This is a genomic window from Blautia sp. 1033sp1_1033st1_G9_1033SCRN_220408 (genome assembly GCF_040929965.1).
Taxonomy (GTDB): Bacteria; Bacillota; Clostridia; order Lachnospirales; family Lachnospiraceae; genus Blautia_A; species Blautia_A ammoniilytica.
Map to the genome: position 1 here is coordinate 1 of NZ_JBFKZO010000033.1, position 20724 is coordinate 20724.

Consider the following 20724-nt stretch of genomic DNA (forward strand, 5'->3'; position numbering starts at 1 on the left):
TCTTTATTCTGCCTCTTTGAATGTATCCTCTTCTGTTTTATCCTCTTCTGCCTTGACTTCCTGGTCTGTCTTTACTTCCTCGTCTGCCGTATCCTCAAAAGTCTCCTCAGCAGCAGCACGGTCTTCGTTGATCTGCTTTGCCCCCTCATAAATGTCACCGCAGTTTTCCTGAACTGTAGTAACTGTCTTCATAACGCAATCCTTTGCGCGAAGAACAGCTGCTGTGCAGTTGGTATACAGCTTCTTTGCGTCCTTACTGGACAGTGCTTTGATGCCTGCCGTGCCAAATAAAACTCCTGCTGCAAATAATCCTGATTTTTTCCAGTTCAAATCTGCCATAATAGATTCCTCCTTATATTTTGCAGTCAGATAATCTCTGCTGCTTTTCTTCCTTTATAAAGTTTAAAAGTCAGTATAGCACTCGTATTTTTGCTTGTCCAGAAACTTTTTCTTAATCGAGAAACATTCTCAATTATTTAATATTCTCACAGCCAAGAGGTAAAATGCATTCCCATATCCTGTAATTACCCTGCCTGCTTTCAGGCTTCGCATTTGCAAGCCTTCATTTCAATACTGGCAATTTCCTGTTCCTTTATATATCCGCATTCTTTCATGCCTGCCTTCATTACTTCCCGCCACATTCCGGGAGAAAGCCTGCATATTGTATCGTCACTTAATTTTACATAACAGGATTTTTCTTCACAACAGGTACTGCAGTCTGCGATCTTATACATGTTTTTCCGGCTGATGGCTCCAATATTCTCAAGCACATTCACCATACGGTAAATCGTTGCAGGACCAATATTCTTATCTTTTTTCTGAACTTTAAAATAAATCTCTTTACAGCAGGAGCACTCCTCTTCCAGAATAATATCCAGGATCGTCCTTCGTTGTCTGGTGATCCTGCATCCTTGCTCACGAAGTTTCTGGATCACCATGGTTTTCTGCATTTTCGTCCGCTCATATGACTGAGACTCCCTTACCGCTTCTTCCTTTCGTTCTCCCACCAAAACTCACCTCCTGTTGCTCTGGGCTGATGCAGTAACAGCCTGCACCCTGTTGGATGCAGGCTGTAAAAGTGCCTGTCTTTATCAGGCTTTTACACTTACTTTTAATGTATTGCTCTCTTTGTATGGTCTGAATAACAGATAAATAAAGCATGCAATCAGTATGAAAGCAACCACTGTGCCAATACCGAAAGTTCCGGTAGTGATCAGTGTACCGATCTGATAGATGCAAAGTGAAACTATATAAGCAAGACCGCACTGATATCCAATTGCAAACCAGAACCATTTTTTGTTGTTCATCTCTCTCTTGATAGCGCCCATTGCCGCGAAGCAAGGTGCACAAAGAAGGTTGAATACCAGGAATCCATATGCTGCGATAGGTGTCATAACCTGTGCCAGGTTACCCCAGATCTCAGCGCCGTCTTCTGCAACTTCAGCAAAGCCGAACAGCATACCAAAGGTAGCTACTACGTTTTCTTTTGCGATCAGACCAGTTACAGCAGCAACAGCCATCTTCCAGCCTTCACCGGCTTTTGTCCATCCCAAAGGTCCGAAGATCCAGGCAATTGCAGAACCAATCTTTGCAAGGATACTGTTGTTCAATTCCTCTACCATTCCAAAGGAACCGCCTTCCCATCCAAAGCCCATTAAGAACCACAGAACGATGGTTGAAAGAAGGATGATCGTACCGGCCTTTTTGATGAAGGACCAGCCTCTCTCCCACATACTTCTTAAAATGTTACCAGCTGTTGGCCAGTGGTATGCCGGAAGCTCCATAACGAATGGTGCCGGATCACCTGCAAACATTTTTGTTTTCTTTAAGATAATACCAGAGCAGATAATTGCTGCAATGCCTACAAAGTAGGAACTTGTAGCCACCCATCCACTGTTTCCGAAGAATGCGCCTGCGATCATGGCGATGATCGGAAGCTTTGCTCCACAAGGAACGAAGGTAGTTGTCATGATAGTCATCTTACGGTCTCTGTCATTCTCGATGGTACGGGAAGCCATAACACCGGGAACACCACATCCGGATGCGATCAGCATAGGAATGAAGGATTTACCGGACAGACCAAATTTGCGGAAGATTCTGTCCATAATAAATGCAACACGGGCCATGTAACCGCAGGACTCAAGGAATGCAAGGAAGAAGAACAGAACCAGCATCTGTGGAACGAAACCAAGTACAGCGCCAACACCGGCAACAATACCATCCAGGATCAGTCCCTGCAGCCATGCAGCACAGTGAACAGCTTCCAGTGCAGATTCAATCGCCGGCGGGATGATCTCGCCAAAGAGAACGTCATTTGTCCAGTCCGTTACAATTGTTCCAACCGTAGTTACAGATACATAATATACAATAAACATTACAACTGCAAAGATCGGGAGCGCAAGCCAGCGGTTTGTCACGATACGGTCAATCTTGTCAGATGTTGTAAGTTTCTTTCCTTTTGCGGATTTTGAATAGCACTGTCCGATAATGGAAGAAATGTATACATAACGTTCATTGGTGATAATACTCTCTGTATCATCATCAAATTTATCTTCAAGAGCCTTAACCTCAATAGATACATCCGGCACGCTTTTCATCTGTTCTGTGATCTTGCTGTCTTTCTCCAGCAGCTTGATCGCAAAGAAACGCTTCTGCTCCTCAGCAACAATACCTGTAAGCTTTGTCTCAACAGTCTTGATCACATCCTCAACTTCCTGTGCAAACTCATGAACAGGTGTTACGCTGCTTTTCTTCTGTGCTGCTGCAATGGCTCTCTCAGCTGCTTTGCTGATGCCGGTTCCTTTTAAAGCAGAAATCTCAACTACCTCACAGCCAAGCTTTTTGCTTAATTTATCAATATAGATTTTATTTCCTGTCTTCTGAACCAGATCCATCATGTTGACAGCCATAACCACCGGGATGCCAAGCTCCATGATCTGAGTGGACAGATACAGGTTTCTTTCCAGGTTTGTACCATCAACGATATTGATGATCGCATCTGGTCTTTCATTGATCAGGTAATTTCTGGCTACTACTTCCTCCAGTGTATATGGAGAAAGGGAATAAATACCAGGAAGGTCCATGATGATCACATCTTTGTGTCCTTTTAAACGACCTTCTTTTTTCTCAACGGTTACGCCAGGCCAGTTACCAACAAACTGGTTGGATCCTGTCAGCGCATTGAACAATGTTGTTTTGCCGCAGTTCGGGTTGCCTGCAAGCGCAATCTTAATCGACATTTTCATGCCTCCTCTTTCTTTCCTGATTTAATTTTGTTTCAAGCTTCTTCCATTCGTTAGAGCCATCAGCTATTAATTAGCATTCACTAACAGTCATGTAAAAAAATTATTCCACTTCGATCATCTCAGCGTCCGCTTTTCTTAAGGACAGCTCATAATCTCTGACTGTTACTTCCACCGGATCTCCAAGGGGTGCAACTTTTCTCACGTAAATCCCTACGCCCTTTGTGATTCCCATGTCCATAATACGCCTTTTTACAGGCCCTTCGCCGTGGAGCCTTTTAACAGTAACTGTCTGGCCGACGGCAACTTGACGTAATGTTTTCATAACAAACTCCTTTTCATGAAAATATGTAACTTTTTATTAATTCACAATCCCCGGCAGACTCTCATGTCTGTCGGAGGCTGAAAATCTCCAAGGATACATGATGCTTGTTTACACCATGATCTTATTGGCCATATCCTTACCAATCGCTACACGTGAATCTTTTACATTAACAATCAGATTACCGTCATTCTCAGAAACAACAGTAACTGTACCTCCTACTACAAAGCCAAGGTTCTCCAGGAATTTGCGTATCTCTTCTTTTCCACCGACTTTCCGGATCACGTTCGGCTCCCCTTCATTAACCATAGACAAAGGCATCATTACACTCTCCCTTCACGTTGTTATAGCTATATCTATTTAATATTGTTTCTCACTTACGTTGATTAGTATATTCTAATATCTTTTAGTAGTCAACTACTTTTTTTATTTTTTTCTCACCACAGTTTTGCACCTCAGTTTTGCAACAACATATGTTTGTCTGTAGCTTGAAAGCCTTTCGTTCAGTGGCTGGAAAACTATTTTATTTTCAAAATCAATCGCAGCTTTGAGGAATAAAAATTTTTCGCAATCAAATTATTAAATTTCAAGCGGAGACTCCTTCAATGCGTTAAAATATAGCTAACAAATTTTTCGCATTGGAGGACTTTACTCATGAGAAAGCGTGAAAAGAGGGAACGCAAAAAACAAGACCGTGGAATTGTAGATTTTATGATGGTTTCACATCATTTTTTTCACTCTTTACGAGACTGGCTTTTGGAAATGGATGATCCAAGAAACCAGAACTATACAACTTATACCCAGGCAGATCTGATATATATGGGCCTTTTGAAAAATGTATGTGCCCAGCATTCCATGCGGGAAATGGAAGAAAATTTTAATAAGGAAAACTGTATTGATACTCTGCGTATTCTGTCCGGAAACCAGAAATTGGAGGAAATGCCTCATTACGATACACTGAATTATTATCTTGAAAAACTTTCGCCCGAAGCTCTTTCAGGGGTAAGGAAAAAGATGATAACGAGCCTGATCCGTGGAAAACAGTTCAATAGAAACCGTCTCCTTGGAAAATACTGGAGGGTGATCCTGGACGGAACCGGGCTGTGCTATTTTAAAGAAAGGCATTGTGAAAACTGTTTATGTACAGTACGTGTAGATGAAAATGGAAAGAAAACAAAAATCTATTACCATAAGGTTCTGGAAGCAAAGATTGTGTTGAGTGAAAAAGTAGTGCTCAGCCTTGGAACTGAATTTATCGAAAACGAAAAAGAGGATGTGAGCAAACAGGACTGTGAGATAAATGCAGCAAAGCGGCTGCTCCTCAAAATAAAACAGGAATATCCAAGACTTCAAATCTGTATCCAGGGAGATGCACTTTATGCTACAGAACCATTTATGGAACTGTGTAGGAAAACCTATCACTGGGAGTATCTGTTTACCCAGAAAAGCACCCGACAGAAGAAGCTGGATGAGGGATTTGAATGGATAAAGACCGGGGATGATGCAGTAAGGCAGACAGGATTATGTGCGGAGCATGGAAGTGGATTTTTTGCAAACCACGTGGAAGAGCTGGCCGATAAGAAAGAAGTCATGAATGTATTTGAATATGAATATGAAACGAAAGATAAGGAAGAGAAAACCCAGAAGGTTCGATTTCAATGGGTGACGAGTCTTTTAGTGACCAGGAGGAATCTGGAAGAAATGCTACTTGCAGGAAGAGGAAGATGGAAAATAGAAAACGAGGGATTTAACAACCAGAAAAACGGGATATACAGAATCGAACATCTTAATAGCCGAAACAGCAATGCGATGAAAAACCATTATCTGCTGACGCAGATAGCAGATATCCTGATGCAGCTTTATCTGGCATGGAATCCATATGTAAAAGAATTAAAGCAGACAATAAAAAATACATCTTCAGGGTTACTGGAAAGTTTTCGAGGACTGACAGTAACGGAAGAAGATGTATCCTACATTTTGAGATACACAACAATGTATCTCGAATAGCAGGATTATTGTAACACAGGTGGTGGTTGAATGGAAGAGGAAACAACAAAATAGTTATCCACAAAACATAGAAAAAGGGATACGTCTAATTATACGATGTGTATAAGTATTATAAAAAAATAAAAAAGTGGATAATTACAAAAATGTAAAAGAACTACTATGAAGAGAGAATGAACATATATTTATTCCTCACCCCTGCTAAAGTTAATTTTCTGTTGCCCAAACTCAAAAAAGTCGTTATAATAATTAGTTGTTAGCATAGTTACATTATAACATGTAACGGAGAGAAAGATGGTTGTCGTTAGCCATCTTTTTTTCTTTTTTGATAAAAAATTTGGGGAGGGTGTGACTCGGTATGAGTCACACCCTCCCTCTCTTAGAACCGTCTATTTCCCGACAGCCCTTTTTAATTATTTGGGGACATTTTCAAAAATGCATGACAAAAATACCAGACAGATTCAATACTCAGCCTTCAAAAAATCTTCTTGGATTATCAACAAGCAGCCTCTGAATATCTTCGTCATGATACCCTCGCTCCTTTAGCCTTGGCACTACAACCTCACAAAAATAATCAAATGTTCGTCCATTTTCTGCTTTCTGAGGAAAGTCAGAAAAATCATCATAATCAGCATCAAACACAAGCACAATATCATGAGAAACAACCAACGAATCTGCAAATCCTTTCTGAAAAAGCTGATCTAATGTATTCACTCGGTTCTCCAATGAATTAAATTCGTCCAGTCCAAAGCGGTCCAAACCCAGATAACTGCCCTTTTTCACTATTTCTGATAGTTTTTCGATATCATTATAATCACCTGTATGACCGATAATCACCTTCGAAAGATCAACACCATTTTTATCAAAAAAATTCTGTTGTTCCACAGCCATATCTATTGTTTCCGTATGAGTCGTAATCGGAATACCGGTCCGCTTACAAACCTCACCTGCAATCCAAAGCAGTTTCTGATTAATCTCGGTAAATCCTTGTGGTCCTGTCGCACATTTGACTACTGCAGGTTTAATTCCAGTATCCTCAATCCCCCCAAAAATCTCGCCCATCAATAATTCCACAAAAAATTCTGCAGACTTACCAACAATCGGAAAATTTTCAAATGCAAACAAACCGGTAGCAGCAAGAATATTGACCCCCGAAAGCAAGGATGCTTGTTTTAAAATCCGGACATCCCTGCCGCTATTGATCGGCGTAGCATCAACAATTGTCTGTATTCCACTATTTTCCTTTGCTGCTTTCAATCGTTTTGCAATAAATTCAACTGCCTTTTCCTCATCAACCCACTTCTTCCCAAATGCATTTCTCAAGGATACATCGAAACATACTGCATGCTCATGCATCAGGGTTCTCCCCATATCAGAAGCATCTATTTCTCCTAAAACTGTATTAATCATTTGGCTTCACTCCTTTTCCAAATCGGCATACGGGATTTTCATCAGAAAATGGGTCTTTGCATTTTCGGATGCCAGATAGACCAGTTGCTTTTCGTCATCTAAAAACGCATGCGGATAAAACATTGGCTCATCACACAATATCATTTTTTTATCCCAGGATCGCATCTCGTCATAACTGATCCATAAAGCCAGTGGTTTTCTTGTATCAAAAATCACCCCTTGATAGTTTGAATTCGGATTGTGGAATAATAATATTTTATCTCCCTGACGGATCAGCGTGATTTTGGAATTTGGGTTTGGAATATCTGTTTTTCTCGCCTCGCTCCATGTTAAACCTCCGTCATGGCTGATCGATTGATATAAAAAGCCACTGCGTTCTGCCCTCATAAGCATCACCAGATCGCCGTTACTCAATTCCACAACATTGTTTTCCCATAATGGATACTCCGCTTTTAAATAACCATGCAGCGAATACGTTTTTCCATGATCCGTGGAAATTACAACTCCTGTCCTTTTCGGCCATTTCATCGTTAACGTATCTTCTACCGGTTCTTTTACCCAATCCCATGCGCCTTCACATTCCTGCCAATATACAGGAAAAACCCAATTTCCATTTTTCAATACGTAGCGTTTTCTAAAGCAGTAGTTTGTAATCCCTGAGGGAAGACTTCTCGGTGTTGTCCAGGTCCGCCCACTGTCATAAGAAAAAGACTGATATACGACTAATTCCCTATATCTGCATTCCGCATTATAAGTATGCACCAAAGCGCAGGCAACATCACCTTCTACGTACATCTCCGGTGCCCAGCAGGCTCGCTCAGAATGTTCAAATAATGTTGTATGCTCACTCCATGTCTTTCCATCGTCCTCACTTCTGACAATTCCTACTACGTTGGTCTTGTGTGGTTCTGTTGGTCCGCCTGTAAGCGTCAGGCAAACAATAGACCCATCCGGCATTCGTTGAATGATCGGCTCTCGGGCATACCCAAATTGTTCATTTGGCTCTAAAATTACAGTTACCGGATAATGAAATCCGTTTCTTATCTCTTCCATCCTGATCACACCTTTCTGTCATCGTCCTTTAAATACTCGTATTCCTCTTTCGTTAACGGAATATCCATTGCTTCCACGCTCATCTTTACTTCATCGTATCGGCCAGAACCAATGATCGGAATTGTCGGAAAATCATCCTTGCATAGCATAAATCGCAATGCAATCTGGGTTGGATCGCACTGATACTTCGCCGCAAGTTCAAGAACTTTCTTCAGGCGCAATCTGCTAACTGCATTTTCATAAAATTCTCTCGGTGTCGCATATGCCGGATTATCCATAAAGTCATCCTTGCCGGCACAGGAGAAATAACCCTGAGCCTGGGAAGAATAACACATAACCGCCATTCCTTCCTTTAGGTGCATCTCATACATTTCGTCCGTCATTCCAAACATGATCTCTTGATCCAGCCGTTCCTGGTTGTATTGAGCCAAATTGTACATAACCTGGTTCCCTACAAACTCAGGAATCTTCTTTTTCCTTGAATACTCCAGTGCTTCTTTTATTCTGGATGTATTCCAGTTAGAACACCCAAAATAACGAGTTTTTCCTTCTTTTACCAAATCCACCAGGGTATCGATGATTTCCTCGACGCTGATTGTTTCATCATCATGGTGCAGCCAATACAAATCGACATAGTCCACCTGAAGGTTCTTAAGGCTGTCATTAATATCATAAAGGATATCTTTCCGTGAGACCCTCGGAGAATGCATGGTATCATATTGCGGTGCCGCCCCTTTGGTATCCAGCACAATCCTGTCCCTGCACTTCCTGCTCTTTATGTATTCACCCAGAAAAAGTTCGCTGACGGATGTTCCTCCTCCTGGCTTCCACTTGCCGTAAATATTAGCGGTATCAATAAAATTTCCTCCTGCTGCCAGGTAATAATCCAAAACTCTCTCGGATTCCTTTGGATCCACTCCATGAGGGCCGCCTCCAAGGCACAGCACAGAAACCTCCAGATCCGTTTTTGGTATTACAAGTTTTTTCATTGCACTCCCTCCTAAAAAACAATACATGTCGGCTGTTCTATCTCCTTAATAAGAGAACAAAACTTCATTCCACCGTGTTCATTCATTTTGTAAACCACAAGCTGATTGGACTTTTGCAAGCCAACAATGAGAAATCTGCCATCCGGTGTAAACTGGAAATCTCTTGGGCTGCCATCCGGTACTGTTTCATTGTGGATAAGGCTCATCAAACCATCTTCTCTGATTTCAAAAACCGAAATGGAATTCGCATTCCTGTTACTTGCAAGAACAAATCTCCCATCCGGAGATATCCGGATTCCTGCCGCCCCTCCATATCCAGTGGGCTGTGTCTGTCCATATTTCAATATTGTAAGTTTTTTCTCTCTGTCTGGTGTATACGCTAAACTGACCACTTCGGAACTGCTTTCTGTTATCACATATGCGGATTCTCCATCCACAGAAAATACAAGATGTCTTGGACCGCTTCCTTTTGGAAACTTAATACATTCAACCACATCCCAGGAATCCAGGTCGTACAGAACAATTTCATCTGTTCCCACATCTGCCACGCAAAGATACTTTTCATCAGGAGTCACTACCGCACAATGCACATGACTGTTATGATCCACTCCTTTTCTGACGATTCTTTCACAAACCACTATATCTCGCTGACAGCGGTACACCGCACAGGATGGTGTCCCATAATTAGCAACGAACACCCTATCTCCCTGCGCCTCGGCAGAAACGAACGTTGAATAGACATCCTCTGTCATCAAGTGTCCCTTTGCCGTCAAACGACCTCCTTCTCCTATTGCAAACACTTCCAGTCCGCCAAAAGCCACATTTTCAATGACTGCATACAGCCGATCTGCTTTCCTGCAGAGATAGGCCGGGCTCGTAGCCCCGTAATATGCTTTGTCTATCAGCTGGCCATTCTCATCCAACTTCACGCTTGCAATATATCCAGGTGGATTTTTCGGTGTCGTTCCCACATAAAAATGATACATATTTCTTCTTTTCCTCCTCACTAAGCTTTTACCGCACCTGCTGTCATGCCTGAGACAATGTACTTCTGGCAGAACAGATACAGGATTACAATCGGGATTGATACCATCATCATGTCTGCAAATACCAGATTCCACTGGCTGGCATTTTCACCATAAAAATAGTATACGGTCATAGGCAGCGTACGGTTCGCCGCTGAACTCATAAAATACAACGGCAAATGGAAATCGTTCCATGTCCACATGGTGGTAATAATGATACTGGTAGCCACAACTGGCTTCATAAGTGGAAATATGATATGGAAAAACAATTTCAACACATTACATCCATCAATAAAAGCTGCTTCATCCAATTCCCTCGGTACGCTTTTTACAAATCCAGTCAGCAGGAAAATACTCCAGGATGTTCTCATCGCAATATACAAACACGCCAATCCAATTTTCGTCTGCTGAAGATGAAGTGCCTGCATCAGTGCAATCGTCGGTACGATACTTACCGGAACCACAATACCCATACTCAAAATCATGTATAAGATTTCTGCAAACCTTCCTTTTCTTCTTGCAAGAACAAAAGAGGATACCGATGAAAAAAGTTCTACCGCCGGAACTGTTAATAATAACATCAGACAGCTGTTCTTCAAAGCTATTCCAAGTTTTCCCTTTTTAAACACTTCTATATAATTTTCAAAATGCCATTCTGTTGGCAATTTTATATCAAAGCTGTTTGCTTCAAGTGCTGTCTTGAAGGAACCAAATATCATCATTAAACACGGAACCACGATCAGAAGGCTCAGAAGAATCATCAGAACTTCTAATACAAATAATCTCAGTTTTTTCTTTCTTATCATGAGACGTTTTCCTCCCCTTTGCGGAATAATCTTTGAATAATCCCAATTCCAATGAATAAAATGATAGACAACATCAATTCTACTGCCGTAGCACGAGCATAAAACCCCTGTGAAAATAATTTATAAACTTCGATATTAATCGTTGTTGAAGCCCAACCAGGACCTCCGTTTGTCAATACCTTTACAGAATCAAATACACGTAGACCGCCACACAAAGTAAGAACCACGCTCATTCGTATCGTCGATGCCAGCAATGGCAATGTGATTTTCCTAAAACGCTGCCATGCACTTGCCCCATCAACAATCGCCGCTTCATAATATTCCTTTGATATTGACTGAATTCCGGCTATATAAAGCATCATGTGAAACCCAGTCCATACCCACAAATCCAATAGCATTACCGTTGGAAGCGCAAGATTCGCATTCCCGATCCAATCGATCAGAACCGGCTTCCCTGTGAACAACCCCAGAAACTGGTTTACCAAACCCTTCATCTGAAAAAGTGCTTTAAAGATCACACCCACAACTACGTAAGATAATACGGATGGAAGATAGAAAATAGACCGAAGTATATTCGCAGTCTTAAGTTTCTGTGTCAGTGCTAATGCCAAAAGAAGGGCAAGCACATTTCGAGCCACAAGAATCACTGCCGCAAAACACAAGGTATTGGATAGTGCTTTCTGAAACTCTGGGTCCTTCCAAATATTTATATAGTTTTCCAGCCCAACAAACTCCATTGTTGGATATTTAATGTTCCAATTTGTAAAGGACAGCACTAATCCCAATCCAATCGGTAGAATATAAAAAACAAGAATAAAGACTGCAGCTGGTACAACCAACCAATATGGGTACAATTGTATCTTTTTTCTTTTCATCTATTTTCATCCCCTCCAATTTGTAAAGAGTTTCGCATAAATTCATACCATATTCATGCATTTCCAAGACTACTTTAAAAGGAAGTGCCGGCTTAAAAGCCTGGCACTCCATTCTGCTTCTGGAACTCTGCAAATTTATCATCCCAACGCTGCCACATCTCATCCACAGTTGTCTGTCCACTAATTACGTCCGCATAAAGGAAGAATAAATAACTGTCCAGTAAAGCCTTCTGATCATCCAAATATGCATTAAACTCTAAAGCTGCATTACCCTTCCGAACATAATCTTCGTAGATATGTGCTACTGCCGGATGCAATTCTGCAGACTCACAATCTTTGAACGTTGCCAAAGTTCCCGTTTCAATGTTAAAACGATTCATATATTCTGGCTGAGTGAATTCATTAATCCATGCTAAACAAGCATCCTTGTTTTCTCCATTTTTATTCACGTACATAGCAACCACGAAATTACCCATTACAGCCATATCTTTGTCTTCAAATGGAATCACAAAGGAACCCACATTAAGATCTGGATTCTGATTTATAATATCCTGCAAGGTCCACTCATCAGCAATCATCATAGCAGCAGTTCCACCAGCCATATTTAATACTCCGTCATCTACTCTTGTTGACATATGATCTGGATTTACATAGCCTAAATCATAAAATTTTTTTAAATCTTCCATGATTTCTTTAGTTTCCGGAACATCCGAGAATTTCAATTCTCCTGACTGCAATTTATCATAAACTTCCTTCTGATCATCTAATGCAACCCCCAAGCCCATTGTCATAAAGATCTGTGTTTTAGTGGTATCATTGTCCATCATATAAAGGGGTGTAACATCTGGACATTTTGTTTTAATCGCTTCACAAATTTCGTATAACTCATCCATCGTTTTTGGATGCGGATCTTCATAGCCGGCCTGTTTTAAAATATCCTCGTTATAATAAATTGCAGGGAACCAGGTTGCTGACTGAATAGGCATTCCATACAAATTCCCATCTTCATACAAAACCGTGTCAGGACTGCTCATTCTTTCAAACCACGGCTGATCGTTCATCACAACACAATTTTCCTGAGCATTAAACAGTTTTACATTCTGTGGCAGATTGTGAACAAAAATATCCGGGATCTCATTGGTGGCAAGCTTTACCTGAATCACATCCATAAAATCCGTAACCGGCTGAATATCCATTGTAATTCCTGTTTTTTCTTTAATCTCCTCACAGATATCCAAAAACACCCCGTTAAATGTAGTCGTATAAGTTCCTTGGTTCATCATCATAGAAATTGTAACTCCATCGTAAGGCTTTTCAGCTTCCTTTCCCTCTGTTTTTGCAAATACTGCATTACTGCTGCCCCCTACTAGCATAGATGCAGCCAAAACCAAACTTGTTGCCTTTTTGAATTTCAAATTTCTCCTCATAATTACCTCCTTATAATTGTTTTTTCGTATTTTGTACCCCTATCATAATCATTTATTTTGCTTTAATAAATGGATTTTTTGTTGAACTTGATGGACATATCAGTTTACTTGATCTTCAAATATGTACAATATTGCAAAAATACTATATAATGGGATTAGACAATATGTAATGACCTCCGATTTGTAGGTTCGTGGATTTACCTGCATACTATAAATTGGAAAAAATCAATGGTAACAGGGATTACCGCATACAAATGGAGGTCATCGAATGAATTGTAACATAGTTTACGTAGGAATAGATGTACACAAAGAAACTTTTTCACTCTGCTGCTATACCAATGAGAAAGAGCAGGCTGAATGTCCCCAGAAAGTTGACGCACATTACAGTAAAGTTCTCAATTATCTGGAGGCAATGTGTTTCCATTACGGAGACGATGTTATGTTTATATGCGGTTATGAAGCTGGCTGTCTTGGGTTCACGTTATACCACTAGTTTACTAGCCATAACGTGAAGTGCATCATTCTTGCTCTGACAACTATGTCAAAACCAATGGGCAAGAAAAAGGTAAAAACAGCCAAACGTGATGCTGCACTGATTGCACGCTACCTTGCTCATCGTGATTACAGCTCGGTACATATTCCGACTGAACAGAATGAGCAGGTGAAAGAATATATCCGAATGCGACAGGATCACAAACTCGCATTGAAAAAGATAAAGCAGCAGATCCTGGCATTCTGTCTACGCTATAATTACCGGTATGATACTACGAAAAGCCATTGGACACAGGCACATTTAACATAGCTGCGCTCATTAGAGCCAGAAGGACTTTATCAGGAAATCCTCACAGAATATCTTGTCACCTATGATTAGCTGACTGACAAACTGGAGAGACTTGATAAACGTATCGAGGAACTTGCATCCCCAAAAGGTTACCAGGAAAATGTCAGCTATCTGTCCTGTCTCCTTGGTGTGAAAACCCAGACGGCCTTATCTACTCTTGTAGAAGTTGGCAATTTTAAACGCTTTGCCAGGGTCCAGTAGTTTGCATCTTATCTTGGGCTTACGCCAGACGAAGATTCCAGCGGCGAGAATTAGAACAGACTCGGAATTACCAAAGCCGGAAACAGCCATATACGAACATTGCTGGTAGAAGCAGCCCAGAGTTATACATGTGGAAAACCAAGCTATAAATCAAAGGCATTGAAATCAAGGCAGAATGGAAATCCCACTGATATCATAGCTTACGCTGATAAAGCGAATGAGCGCCTAAGACGCAGATACTATCAGCTGATCCTGGGGCAGCATAAGAAGGCTAATGTAGCCAAAACAGCAGTCGCCAAAGAACTTGCTTGTTTTATCTGGGGCATGATGACTGACAATATCCATTAACAGCAGCGTATAACATCTTCACGCAACAATTAACTGGAGGATTCCTGAAAGGGGTTTAACATCTTTCAAGGTTCAAGTTATCTATAATAAAGCTATGTTGGCACAGGAATATCTGTGATTCACGTTCTTAGACGGTAGGGCTCACGGCGGACCATTGACCTGTAGGTAAGAGGCAAGCTGAATCCACGTATATTAGAGTGGTCAAAGCCGGGAACTGATACGTCTGAAGCCCTTTCATAAGTTCTTCAGGTAAAATTTAATAAGTTTGTGGTGATTTTTCTCAATTTACCTCTTGACAAAAGTCATTACATATCAGTTTTAGAAAGAATCATTAACAAATTTTAGAAAGGATTATTTTAATATGATTGTGAAAAAAAACTCTCCTTTTTCCCTTAAAATTATATACTCTTATCTATTGTTCACTATTTTCATCATATTTATAAGCTTAATTGGCTTCTATACTTATTACTACAGAACCACTTCTGTAAACACATGCAATATTATTCATCAATTAAATTCTTCTGCTGCCAACCAGATCGAACTCCAAATCTCCACGATGGATAATCTGGCACAACAATTGGTAAGTAATAAAACTCTAATCGGAACTATGAGAGAGATGAGCACAGTCGTCAAAAAGTATCCTCACAACATTTTTGTAACGGATTACAATGTTGCCGACAAGCTCTCGTCTCTTCTTTTACAGATGTGTCTTCCAAGTCTCTTAACGGAACGCATCAGCGTTGTCAATGACCAAGGCGATTATCTTGCCGTCAGCAGCAACTACAAATTTTTAGATTTAAATCACGAATATGACACTCATCTGTATTCAGATGATTTTTTATCTCTATATACCAAAATAAAACAGAAGGAAATCACCAAACTCACTGCCTATTCTTCTTATGATAAATGGCTTCCTTCCAACGATACTCCCATCCTTTCCTGCTATCGGCCGATTACAGATATTTATACGTTTCAGGTACATGGAATGCTTGAAATTCAACGTCCTTTTACGATCATTGAAGACATTCTGAAAGAGATTAATTACAATGATATTCAGGTGCTTTTACTCGATGATTCCGACAAGTTAATATACAGCAACACCCCTGATATGGACGAAAACCTTCTTTCTTCTATATTGTCAAACCATAAGAAGTTTCCTTTTTCCGATTATACAACCATCGAAAGTGCTAATTGGAAGCTGATCAGTGTCCTGCCGTCAGCTTCTGTGTACCGGCCAATTATAAATGTCATACTCATTGTAGTTTTTATTTTACTATCACTGGTTATATTTGCGCTGAGTGCAGTTTCTGTCGTTGACAAGAATATCCGAATTCCTCTGGAAAACCTGAAATTCTCTTTAGAAAGTGTCGACTTTAATAATCTGGATGTAGATTTCGATTCTCAGTCTACAGAATTAGAACAGGTACATCAGGTATTTCTTGAGATTATCCTAAAATTGAAAACTTCTATCCAAAAAAATGAATATCTGCGACGTCAAGATTTAAAATCGCAAATGTTTGCCTTACAGGCACAGATCAACCCACATTTTATCCACAATACCTTGACAATCATCGGTGCCTTAGGCCAGGAAGCTGGAGCTCCACGAATCATGAGAATCTGCCGAAAGTTCTCCGACATGCTCTCATATTCAACGGAATATCACAATGATTTCACTACGCTTGCTCAAGAACTGAATCACACAGAGAACTATCTTTTTTTAATGAAGGAACGTTATGGAGAAAACTTATCATACAAAATCATTTTGCCTCCTGACATGAATCAAAATTACCCTGTTCCAAAGCTGTCCCTTCAACCATTGATAGAAAACTGCATCTCTCATGCTTTTGAATATACCTTACCCCCCCTGGAAGATAATAATTCTTTGTCATGAGACCCCAGAAACATGGGGAATTGAAATTCATGATAATGGATGCGGTTTTTCCACAGAAGCCAGAGAAAAAATATTGCAACGTTACGAGAATTACAAAGCAAATCCCACATTAAACAATTTGGACGCAAAAATCGGTGGACTTGGAATCATATCTACAGTCATCCGAATGCATATGCTTTACGATTCCAAAATTATTTTCGATATAGGCTCAAGCAAATTAGGCGGGAGCAAAATCACAATAGGAGGATATAAGCATGATTAATGTCTTAGTAGCAGAAGATGAACCACTGATCCTTAACGCCATTACAAATCTGATCAGTTCCCTAGATTCTGATTTTATTATCATGGCTAAAGCCAAAAATGGACTTGAAGTGCTTCAGAGTCTGAATACCCAGCCAATAGATGTTATTTTTACAGATATAAAGATGCCGATGTTAGATGGACTTGATCTGATTCAAGAAATCCGTAATCGTTCACTGGACATTCCAATTGTTATCATTTCCGGATACAATGACTTTTCTTATGCCAAAAGAGCATTGATACTGGGAGTATTTGATTATCTGTTAAAACCAATTAATACGGAAGAACTGGCAAATACTTTAAAGAAACTAAAAAAAGCCTACATTCAGGCAACACAGGAGCAATATCAACAATTTTTCCAGCAGTTTTCCATTCGGAATACCACATCAGATCGCCAGATGTCTTTACCACAGATCAAGGATATGGCAGTCATCATATTATCTGCTGGCTGTTATCCTGCTTATCCGTTCCATTTTCCTCTTGCTGCAGTGTCCATCTGGAAAACAGTCCACCTGGATAAAATCCTTAAACAGATTTTCCCTTCCAGTACTTTCTTCGGAAGCAAACCGGGAATTTTAGAAAATGAGTACTTTATTTTCCTTCCTCTAAACATTTCTTCCGGAACTGTTGAAAACCTGGAACAACAATTGTTACACTTTTTTCAACAAATTAATATTTTTGAATACCCAATTCATCTCTGCTATCGAATTTGTAAAAACGATAATGACTGCATCTACGAATCTCTTCAAAGCCAAAGGAATCTGCTGATGCAGCGCATGCCACTGCACACGCCGCTTTTCTTAGGCCCGAATGAACAGCCAATGACCATTACAATCAAGAAATATACTTCTTTGATTCATAATTTGATTACCTTAAGCAACAATAATGAACCTTTACTTGCTCATAAAATCATCGATCTAATTTCTTCCCTATATGAAGAACAGGCTCCCGTCCACCTAATATGGACAATTTTGCAGCAGCTTCTGTACTATCGCAATCTTAAACAAAATATTGACAACTATGATATTATACTCCAAATGAATGTAGATCTGGATGAAGAACTGACGAATTCAAGAACGTTAAAAGAACTGCAGTCTACGGTTAGAAATTTCTTTTCCATCAAAATAGAGGATTCCACTGGCATATCTAATGAAAAAGAGATTATTGACAATGTGGAAAAATATTTGTTGGAGAATTTCCGAAAAAATTTATCTTCCGCTGATCTCTCCAAAGAGTTTGGTTTTGACTCATCTTATTTAAGCAGACAGTTTAAGCTCCACACTGGAATGACTCCTTGGAGATTTTTGCTGGATTTAAAACTAAAAGAAGCTCAACGGCTTATCACATCCCATCCTGATATGCTGATCAAGGATATTGCGCTGGCAATCGGATATAATGATCCATTATACTTCAGTCGCATATTCAAAAAATACGTAGGGGTCTACCCTTCTGAATATAAACAATGATCTGCTGCCGGAACTGCCACTCAATGTGCGCAGCTCCGGTCAATTCTTACATACAAACCTTTTCTATCGCCTGTTCTAACAGTTTATCCGCTTGTTTCTCTGTATAAAACTGTGTTCCCAACGTTACAGACTGATTTTTCATTTTGTCCCACACCTGTTCCATATGATAGTCCGTATCCTTTCGCCAAATCTCCATGTAACGAGTGTCTAACAGCTTTTCCAAAATCTGGTTTTGCTTCAACCACGCAGCTGCACGGAATGCCCATGCAAGTATTTCCTGTGCATAAAATAACGACTTTAAAATGCTTTCCTTTGTATAGAAGTCCCCATAATCTTTCGGATCAAAATTGATTCCACCATTTTTTAATCCACCCATATCAATAAGATCATACATAACTGGTATCCATTTTTTTACGAGTTCCTGCAATGATTCATCCGAATCTACAAAACGATCCGGACTGATATCAATTGTTCCTATCATATCATACATCTTTGCCATACGAACTTCATAATCAAAGCGATGTCCAGCAAGAAATGCATGATATGGATCCATGCATAAACGAACTTCTACATCAAGATGATATTGCTTTAAAAACAAAACTGCCGTAGCCACATCGAAATGGTACTGAAATCGCCCAGGACGCGTTGGCTTCGGTTCCAAATAGAAGTTTCCTTTGAATCCCTTCTTTCTTGCATACGCAATCGTCTTTTTTATATGTTCTGCACGGTTATCCAGTTCAAAACTTAAATCTGTGTCTGTCATACATTGATAACCTTCTTTACCACCCCAGAACATAATACCAGTTCCACCAAGTTCCAATACTGTATCTACATTCACCTTCTCCAATGCTAACGTCTGCCAAAATACATCTAATGACGGAGATGTTGCTGCACCTAATTCAGTCTGCGGAAGACTAATATAATTGCTTGCCCCCCAAAGCAGTTTTTTATGATATTTCTCCATTTTCTCCTGAATCGCATGATTCAGCTGTTGTTGTTCTTTCTCTGCCTCAGCCAAAGTATTTGCCGGTCCACAACAACCAGCCCCTTGAAAACAAAAATAATTGATATTCAGTTTTTCCATAAACTGAAAAGCTAATTCTGCTTTTTCTGTCTCATACATAATTCCAGATGAATGTGCAAAATTCCCCCGCATACTTTGGGACCCAAAATTATGCCACCAACTAACAGAAAAAGGCAGCCACTCTTGCATTTGCCTTCCTAAAATAATTTCTGTCGGATTATAATATTGATAGTCGAAAGAATCCATATGATACCATTTCATCGTTTATCACCTCTTTTTTCTTTATAGTATTAAAAAAAAGTTGGAATAGAAATGGACGATTTTGAACTCTTGATGGATTTTTTATCCACGTTTTACAATTCATATTAATCCTAGATTATTCACGGCTATGCCGTGTGAAGTGGCTGAAAGCCACATGATTACTGTATTTTAATTGAATATTGCTGTTTCACCTATCAAGTGAATAAAAAAAGAGCATCCATTTATGGTAAAATTAAGGTGTCGAATCTTAAATAATAACCCAAAGGAGCCCTTTATGAGTATTGTAAACACCTTATCACTAGAAAGCAATAGACAGATTAAAATAAATTTTGATGGAGGAGATTTATCCTCCGATGCAGGCTTACTTCTTATCAAAGAATTCGTAAGCAAACTTGGCATTGATAAACTTTTCAGCCACTCATTTAAGACCAATGATTCTGCATCATTTAGATATCACACTGACAAGGAGAATCTCCTTCAGATGATATATATGATCATTGCAAGTTACTTTGAAGATGATGCTTCAGATGAACTTACAAATGATCCAGTATTTAAAGCAGTGCTAGATAAAGACGCTTTAGCATCACAACCTACGGTATCAAGATTCTTTAACCGTATGGATGAAGATACTTTAAACCAATTCCTTACGATTGGCAGAATACTTCGAAAAAGAGTTTACAGTATTCAGATGCCACAGGCTGTTATTCTGGATCTGGATTCCACTCTTCTTGATGCATACGGTAAACAAGAAGGTAGAGCTTTTAACTTTCATTATCAAAGCAATGGATACCATCCACTTGTCTGTTATGATGGAATGACCGAGGATCTGATAAAAATTCAACTTCGTGATGGAACACAGTATTCCTGCACTGGAGTGGTTGACTTCTTGCAACCAATACTTGATGAATATCTGAATGATTATCCGACAATCCGAATTCTGCTTCGTGGTGACAGTGGTTTTGCTACACCTGACCTTTACAAGCAGTGCGAGGAAAATGGAACAAGCTATGTCATCCGGCTGAAGGAGAATGGTATTCTCCGTAGAAAAGCATCCCATCTTGTGGATGAGCTTGATGAAATCACTAGAAATAACAAAGTCGATTATGCGGTAGTTTATGGTGAATTCATGTACAAAGCAGGTCCATGGCCTTATGAAAGACGTGTAGTATGCAAGGTTGAAAAGCCGGAAAACCAGATGGTTTACATGTACACATTCATTGTCACAAACATGGATTCATC

20 protein-coding genes are annotated in these 20724 nt (G+C 39.9%); 7 read left to right on the plus strand and 13 right to left on the minus strand.

Features of this window, described 5'->3' with window-relative positions; translation table 11 throughout:
• Nucleotides 1-3: 3 nt before the first annotated feature.
• From AB5916_RS16315 to AB5916_RS16335, 5 genes are all read right to left on the minus strand, one after another.
• On the minus strand, nucleotides 4-339 hold the full coding sequence (locus AB5916_RS16315; RefSeq protein WP_173727572.1) for a DUF6110 family protein: 336 nt from the start codon (nucleotides 337-339) through the stop codon (nucleotides 4-6).
• Between the two features lie 200 nt (nucleotides 340-539).
• Entirely contained in the window at nucleotides 540-1007 is a 468-nt protein-coding gene (locus tag AB5916_RS16320; protein ID WP_368191867.1) for a transcriptional repressor, read from the minus strand.
• Between the two features lie 84 nt (nucleotides 1008-1091).
• Nucleotides 1092-3239: a ferrous iron transport protein B gene (gene feoB / locus AB5916_RS16325; RefSeq protein WP_368191869.1), complete on the minus strand. Its 2148-nt coding sequence runs from the start codon at nucleotides 3237-3239 to the stop codon at nucleotides 1092-1094.
• 106 nt (nucleotides 3240-3345) lie between these two features.
• Nucleotides 3346-3567 carry a FeoA family protein gene (locus AB5916_RS16330; RefSeq protein ID WP_158422218.1) on the minus strand — a complete coding sequence of 74 codons (222 nt, stop codon included), beginning with the start codon at nucleotides 3565-3567 and terminating at the stop codon, nucleotides 3346-3348.
• A gap of 108 nt (nucleotides 3568-3675) precedes the next feature.
• Entirely contained in the window at nucleotides 3676-3888 is a 213-nt protein-coding gene (locus tag AB5916_RS16335) for a FeoA family protein (protein ID WP_158422217.1), read from the minus strand.
• A 330-nt stretch (nucleotides 3889-4218) separates the two neighbouring features.
• Here AB5916_RS16335 and AB5916_RS16340 point away from each other — a divergent pair, with 330 nt between their 5' ends.
• Entirely contained in the window at nucleotides 4219-5571 is a 1353-nt protein-coding gene (locus AB5916_RS16340) for a transposase family protein (RefSeq protein ID WP_368191871.1), read from the plus strand.
• 465 nt (nucleotides 5572-6036) lie between these two features.
• Here AB5916_RS16340 and AB5916_RS16345 read toward each other — a convergent pair whose 3' ends face one another.
• The 7 genes from AB5916_RS16345 to AB5916_RS16375 all read right to left on the minus strand — a co-directional run bounded on the left by AB5916_RS16345 (nucleotide 6037) and on the right by AB5916_RS16375 (nucleotide 13153).
• Complete coding sequence (locus tag AB5916_RS16345) at nucleotides 6037-6978, minus strand: phosphotriesterase (protein WP_368191873.1); 942 nt, start codon at nucleotides 6976-6978, stop codon at nucleotides 6037-6039.
• 6 nt (nucleotides 6979-6984) lie between these two features.
• The gene (locus AB5916_RS16350) at nucleotides 6985-8031 is read right to left on the minus strand and encodes a sialidase family protein (protein ID WP_368191875.1); all 1047 of its coding nucleotides are present in this window, start codon (nucleotides 8029-8031) and stop codon (nucleotides 6985-6987) included.
• Between the two features lie 5 nt (nucleotides 8032-8036).
• On the minus strand, nucleotides 8037-9020 hold the full coding sequence (locus tag AB5916_RS16355) for an aldo/keto reductase (protein ID WP_368191876.1): 984 nt from the start codon (nucleotides 9018-9020) through the stop codon (nucleotides 8037-8039).
• 11 nt (nucleotides 9021-9031) lie between these two features.
• Nucleotides 9032-10006 carry a lactonase family protein gene (locus tag AB5916_RS16360; RefSeq protein ID WP_368191878.1) on the minus strand — a complete coding sequence of 325 codons (975 nt, stop codon included), beginning with the start codon at nucleotides 10004-10006 and terminating at the stop codon, nucleotides 9032-9034.
• Between the two features lie 20 nt (nucleotides 10007-10026).
• Entirely contained in the window at nucleotides 10027-10851 is an 825-nt protein-coding gene (locus tag AB5916_RS16365; RefSeq protein WP_368191880.1) for a carbohydrate ABC transporter permease, read from the minus strand.
• On the minus strand, nucleotides 10848-11726 hold the full coding sequence (locus tag AB5916_RS16370) for a carbohydrate ABC transporter permease (protein ID WP_368191881.1): 879 nt from the start codon (nucleotides 11724-11726) through the stop codon (nucleotides 10848-10850). The genes AB5916_RS16365 and AB5916_RS16370 overlap by 4 nt, the downstream gene beginning before the upstream one ends.
• 92 nt (nucleotides 11727-11818) lie before the next feature.
• Nucleotides 11819-13153: an ABC transporter substrate-binding protein gene (locus tag AB5916_RS16375; RefSeq protein WP_368191883.1), complete on the minus strand. Its 1335-nt coding sequence runs from the start codon at nucleotides 13151-13153 to the stop codon at nucleotides 11819-11821.
• Between the two features lie 268 nt (nucleotides 13154-13421).
• On the opposite strand from AB5916_RS16375, the gene AB5916_RS16380 reads away from it, so the two are divergent.
• The 5 genes from AB5916_RS16380 (at nucleotide 13422) to AB5916_RS16400 (ending at nucleotide 18200) form a co-directional block, all read left to right on the plus strand.
• The gene (locus AB5916_RS16380) at nucleotides 13422-13646 is read left to right on the plus strand and encodes a hypothetical protein (RefSeq protein WP_368191885.1); all 225 of its coding nucleotides are present in this window, start codon (nucleotides 13422-13424) and stop codon (nucleotides 13644-13646) included.
• Nucleotides 13647-13691: 45 nt separating this feature from the next.
• Nucleotides 13692-13955 carry a hypothetical protein gene (locus AB5916_RS16385; RefSeq protein ID WP_368191887.1) on the plus strand — a complete coding sequence of 88 codons (264 nt, stop codon included), beginning with the start codon at nucleotides 13692-13694 and terminating at the stop codon, nucleotides 13953-13955.
• 339 nt (nucleotides 13956-14294) lie between these two features.
• Entirely contained in the window at nucleotides 14295-14543 is a 249-nt protein-coding gene (locus tag AB5916_RS16390; protein WP_368191889.1) for a hypothetical protein, read from the plus strand.
• 361 nt (nucleotides 14544-14904) lie between these two features.
• Complete coding sequence (locus tag AB5916_RS16395) at nucleotides 14905-16434, plus strand: sensor histidine kinase (protein ID WP_368191891.1); 1530 nt, start codon at nucleotides 14905-14907, stop codon at nucleotides 16432-16434.
• A 254-nt stretch (nucleotides 16435-16688) separates the two neighbouring features.
• Complete coding sequence (locus AB5916_RS16400; RefSeq protein WP_368191893.1) at nucleotides 16689-18200, plus strand: response regulator; 1512 nt, start codon at nucleotides 16689-16691, stop codon at nucleotides 18198-18200.
• A 46-nt stretch (nucleotides 18201-18246) separates the two neighbouring features.
• Here AB5916_RS16400 and AB5916_RS16405 read toward each other — a convergent pair whose 3' ends face one another.
• Nucleotides 18247-19485 carry a hypothetical protein gene (locus AB5916_RS16405; RefSeq protein ID WP_368191895.1) on the minus strand — a complete coding sequence of 413 codons (1239 nt, stop codon included), beginning with the start codon at nucleotides 19483-19485 and terminating at the stop codon, nucleotides 18247-18249.
• Between the two features lie 274 nt (nucleotides 19486-19759).
• Between AB5916_RS16405 and AB5916_RS16410 the strand changes: the two genes are divergently transcribed.
• The coding region (locus AB5916_RS16410; protein WP_368191897.1) for an IS1380 family transposase at nucleotides 19760-20724 on the plus strand (965 nt) is incomplete at its 3' end.

Coding starts and splice junctions, on each gene's coding strand:
- AB5916_RS16355 (WP_368191876.1), bottom strand. CDS start 9,020: ATGAAAAAACTTGTAATACCAAAAACGGATCTGGAGGTTTCTGTGCTG.
- AB5916_RS16365 (WP_368191880.1), bottom strand. CDS start 10,851: ATGATAAGAAAGAAAAAACTGAGATTATTTGTATTAGAAGTTCTGATG.
- AB5916_RS16345 (WP_368191873.1), bottom strand. CDS start 6,978: ATGATTAATACAGTTTTAGGAGAAATAGATGCTTCTGATATGGGGAGA.
- AB5916_RS16330 (WP_158422218.1), bottom strand. CDS start 3,567: ATGAAAACATTACGTCAAGTTGCCGTCGGCCAGACAGTTACTGTTAAA.
- AB5916_RS16405 (WP_368191895.1), bottom strand. CDS start 19,485: ATGAAATGGTATCATATGGATTCTTTCGACTATCAATATTATAATCCG.
- AB5916_RS16375 (WP_368191883.1), bottom strand. CDS start 13,153: ATGAGGAGAAATTTGAAATTCAAAAAGGCAACAAGTTTGGTTTTGGCT.
- AB5916_RS16350 (WP_368191875.1), bottom strand. CDS start 8,031: ATGGAAGAGATAAGAAACGGATTTCATTATCCGGTAACTGTAATTTTA.
- feoB (WP_368191869.1), bottom strand. CDS start 3,239: ATGTCGATTAAGATTGCGCTTGCAGGCAACCCGAACTGCGGCAAAACA.
- AB5916_RS16315 (WP_173727572.1), bottom strand. CDS start 339: ATGGCAGATTTGAACTGGAAAAAATCAGGATTATTTGCAGCAGGAGTT.
- AB5916_RS16360 (WP_368191878.1), bottom strand. CDS start 10,006: ATGTATCATTTTTATGTGGGAACGACACCGAAAAATCCACCTGGATAT.
- AB5916_RS16370 (WP_368191881.1), bottom strand. CDS start 11,726: ATGAAAAGAAAAAAGATACAATTGTACCCATATTGGTTGGTTGTACCA.
- AB5916_RS16385 (WP_368191887.1), top strand. CDS start 13,692: ATGTCAAAACCAATGGGCAAGAAAAAGGTAAAAACAGCCAAACGTGAT.
- AB5916_RS16380 (WP_368191885.1), top strand. CDS start 13,422: ATGAATTGTAACATAGTTTACGTAGGAATAGATGTACACAAAGAAACT.
- AB5916_RS16395 (WP_368191891.1), top strand. CDS start 14,905: ATGATTGTGAAAAAAAACTCTCCTTTTTCCCTTAAAATTATATACTCT.
- AB5916_RS16340 (WP_368191871.1), top strand. CDS start 4,219: ATGAGAAAGCGTGAAAAGAGGGAACGCAAAAAACAAGACCGTGGAATT.
- AB5916_RS16335 (WP_158422217.1), bottom strand. CDS start 3,888: ATGATGCCTTTGTCTATGGTTAATGAAGGGGAGCCGAACGTGATCCGG.
- AB5916_RS16400 (WP_368191893.1), top strand. CDS start 16,689: ATGATTAATGTCTTAGTAGCAGAAGATGAACCACTGATCCTTAACGCC.